Source organism: uncultured Nitrospira sp. (assembly GCA_902500695.1).
Lineage (GTDB): Bacteria > Nitrospirota > Nitrospiria > Nitrospirales > UBA8639 > Nitrospira_E.
On sequence record CABVRQ010000152.1, the window covers coordinates 1 to 3,701 of the forward strand.

Here is a 3,701-nt window from a genome sequence, read left to right on the forward strand (position 1 = left end):
TGACCCGAAAATGGATGAATGTACCAATTGCCTTGAGGGTGATGAGGAAACCTAGCCCGGCTCCTCAATAATTCAGCCCATGCTGAGACGTTATAATGGAGTATGTCCTGATGCTGAAGGGGTGGGATGAAATCCGTGAATTCCCAGATTCAAAATCCCGATGAGTCGCTACCTGCCGGATGAATGATGGCGTCATAATTTCTAATGGGTCCCGGCCCGGTTTCCCGCAAATGAGTTTCATCTGCTTGGTCCTTTTAGGCTCCACTTTTAGGTGTTTTTATTCGGGTTTGGCAAATAAGGCGGGGATTGTCTTTCTGCCATGAAGCTCCTACAATGGCCTCTCATTTCTCTCTCGAAGATTCCCGCCAACCGTTTCGATTGAAGAGTGTGTGTATAGGAGAAATCCTTGTGACCGTCATTCTACGAAGTTGGACTGGATTCATGTAGAAAGGGTCGCCATGGATTCTACGCTCTTGGAATTCCTGCCACTCCAAGTCACGCAGCCCCTCCCTCCTGTTTTCCAAAGTCGATTAAACCCTGCTGGTATTCTTTCCCTGGACGTATCATTTATGGGAAATCCCATCATGAAATACTTCCCGTTACTGCCTGGCACGAAACGGTTGTGCGTATGAGCGAAGACCGCTTCCGCAGCCTTTTTGAAGGAGTGGCCCTTTCGATCTGGGAGGAGGATTTCACCGACGTCAAGGCGTTGATCGAAACATTGTATGCCGGGGGTGTGAGGGATTTTCGGGGTTATTTTACCGAACATCCGGAAGTGGTGGAACGCGCCATTGGGCTCGTCAGAATTCTCGATGTGAACCCTGCCGCCGTGACCATGTTTGGGGCCGTCAGCCGTGCGGAACTGTTGCAATCGCTTCACCATATTTTTGTCCCTGAAACCGGCAAGATTTTCCTCGAAGAATTGGTAGCCATTGCTGAACACAGAAAGTTTTTCGAATCGGAAGTGATGCTGAAAACTCTCCGTGGTGAATATATCACTGCGATATTCACCATCGCCTTTCCCTCCGAAGATCAGGCTTTTAATCGTGTTGTTGTGACCGTGGCGGATATGACTGTGCGAAAACGGGCGGAAGATGCGCTGCGCGAAAGCGAGGAGCGCTTCGCCAGGTTTATGCAACACCTGCCCGGTTTGGCCTGGATTAAGGATCTGCAGGGCCGCTACGTGTACGCCAATGAGACGGCAGAACAGGTGTTCCACACCCCATGTGAGAGGCTCTACGGACGTACCGACGAAGATCTTTTCCCCGAGGAAGTCGCTGCCTGCTTCAGGGAAAATGACCGGCAGGCACTGGTCACCGAAAAGGGAGTACAGGTGGTCGAGACGCTTAGGCATCGGGATGGAGTGCTGCATCATGCGATCGTTAACAAATTCCCCATTTTAGGGACTGACGGACGGCCGATATTGATCGGAGGAATGGCCGTCGATATCACCAAACGGAAGCAAGCGGAGAAGGCGCTGCTGGAGAGCGAGACTGAAGCTCGCCGCTTGTTAAAACTCAATCAGACCATCATGGGCAACATGGGCGAGGGAATGTATACCGTCGATACAGAAGGGCTTGTGACCTATGTGAACCCCGAAGCGGAACGCATGTTTGGATGGAAATCTTCGGAGTTGCTGGGGCGTATGATGCACGACATAACACATTTCAAGTATCCTGACGGTACCCCCTTTCCCATCGAAGAGTGTGCAGGCTTTCAGGTACGACGTCATGGCAAAATCTTGAGAAATTTCGAGGATACCTTTATCAGAAAAGACGGAAGTTTCTTTCCGGTATCCTATTCCGCCTCTCCCTTGCGGGATCATGAGGACGAAATCATCGGGTTGGTCATTGTGTTTCAAGACATTACCGAACGAAAGCAGACTGAAGAGGAATTGCGCCGATGGAAAGACGAGTTGGAGATACGGGTAAATGAACGAACCAGGGAACTGGTATCTTCCCAAGATCGTCTGCGTTCATTGGCCTCACAACTCATTTTGACTGAGGAGCACGAGCGCCGAAAGCTGGCGAGAGACTTACACGATTATCTGGTGCAGTTGTTGGTGGTAGGATGTCTGAAACTGGACCAGATGAAGAACATTTTAACCCTCTCTTCTGAAACAGAGGTCGCGATTCAGGACCTGAGAGAAATTCTGCAACAGGCATTGAGCTACTCGCGAACGACAATCGCGGAGTTGAGTCCACCAAATTTTCACGAGGCCGGGCTTCCCATGGCCTTGAAGTGGCTGACGGAGCGGATGGAGAAACACGGTCTAGGGGTAGAGATCCACACGAGCGATCAGACCATTCACCTTTCCGAGAACCGGGTAATTTTGTTGTTTCAATCAGTGCGCGAATTATTGTTGAACGTGCTCAAGCATGCGGGCGTCCAAAAGGCCAGTGTTCGGATGGTGGTCGAGCCGGATGGCGAAGTGTGCATTGCGGTGGAAGATCGAGGAACGGGCCTGGATGCCGATGCGATGCAACGGGCCAAAGATCCCGGCCATCTGGGTTTATTTGCCGTGCAGGAGCGGATGGAAGCGATGGGGGGTCGTGTAGAGGTGCTCTCGGTTCCAGGGGAAGGGACATGCGTGAAGTTGTTGTTGCCTGCTTATGAGATGAGCGACGTGGATGCGGGCACGGACGGGAAAAGCGGGAGATTGACGGAAAAAGCGAGCCCTCAGGAGCGGATGTCCGTCAATGCAGCCGTCGTGGATTCAATACGCACCAGGCAACATTCACCACGTCCTCGTGTGCGTGTACTCTTGGTCGATGATCATGCGATGTTCCGGAAAGGTATGCAGAAATTATTAGAGCGTTATGAGGAATTGGAAATTGTCGGGGAGGCGAGTGACGGTGCAGAGGCCGTGATGTTGGCCAGCCAGTTAATCCCGGACGTCGTGGTTATGGGCAACCATATGCCGAAACTTAATGGCATCGAAGCTACCAGGCAAATTTGCCGTGAACTGCCGGCTATTAAAGTGATTGGCCTTTCTATGAACGATGCAAAAGAAATTCGTGAAACGATGCTCGAAGCGGGCGCAATCGAATATCTCCAGAAAAACGGCAGTGTCAAAGAACTGTATGAAGCCATCAGTTCGCTTTTTCCCAACCAGACATGAATCGCTGTCCGGGAATGTTTCAGATGAAATCCACGTCGAGGTCAAACTGACCCATGCGGTCTCCCCTTGCCACCTTTTCATGTCACGCTTCGTTTTTGTCTAAGCTCTGGCGGGAATCATTCTCATCTCACCTTCCGGATTTTCTACTCTATATTCGTTTCATTGTGAACGTCTCCGACCCCTCCCGTTGATTTTTCCCATCGAAGGGTAACGAGTTTGTATGATGGTCGCAAAATTATGGGTAAGTATATTAATCTATAGGCATTAGAATCATGCGAGTCAAAAAAAATTATAAGGAACTCTGATACGTCACCATCGCGAAAAAGATCTCGTCATACCACGATGACCTCTCGAAAATTCCAGTATCTCCCGGAGTTGCTGGCTGTGCTGCTGATCATGTCGCTGTCCGGGTGCAGTCGGCAGCATGTAGTCGGGCGGGATCATGTTCCCAATGCCGAATCGGCGGTTATTGTGGTGCCGGGGTATTACGGCACGCGTTTAGTCCGCGAGGCGGATCGCAGTCTGTTTTTCATTTCCCTCACACAAGTCCTGTTCGGTCGTCAATCGTTAACGCTTCCCG

General features: G+C 50.9%; 2 protein-coding genes. Both read left to right on the top strand.

Annotated features, from left to right (window positions below; all coding sequences use genetic code 11):
• The first annotated feature begins 628 nt into the window (after nt 1–628).
• Nucleotides 629–3,121 (top strand): PAS domain S-box protein, encoded by a 2,493-nt coding sequence (locus tag AAH187_RS18915; RefSeq protein WP_342350047.1) that lies wholly within the window; start codon nt 629–631, stop codon nt 3,119–3,121.
• A gap of 342 nt (nt 3,122–3,463) precedes the next feature.
• The coding region (locus tag AAH187_RS18920; RefSeq protein ID WP_342350048.1) for a hypothetical protein at nt 3,464–3,701 on the top strand (238 nt) is incomplete at its 3' end.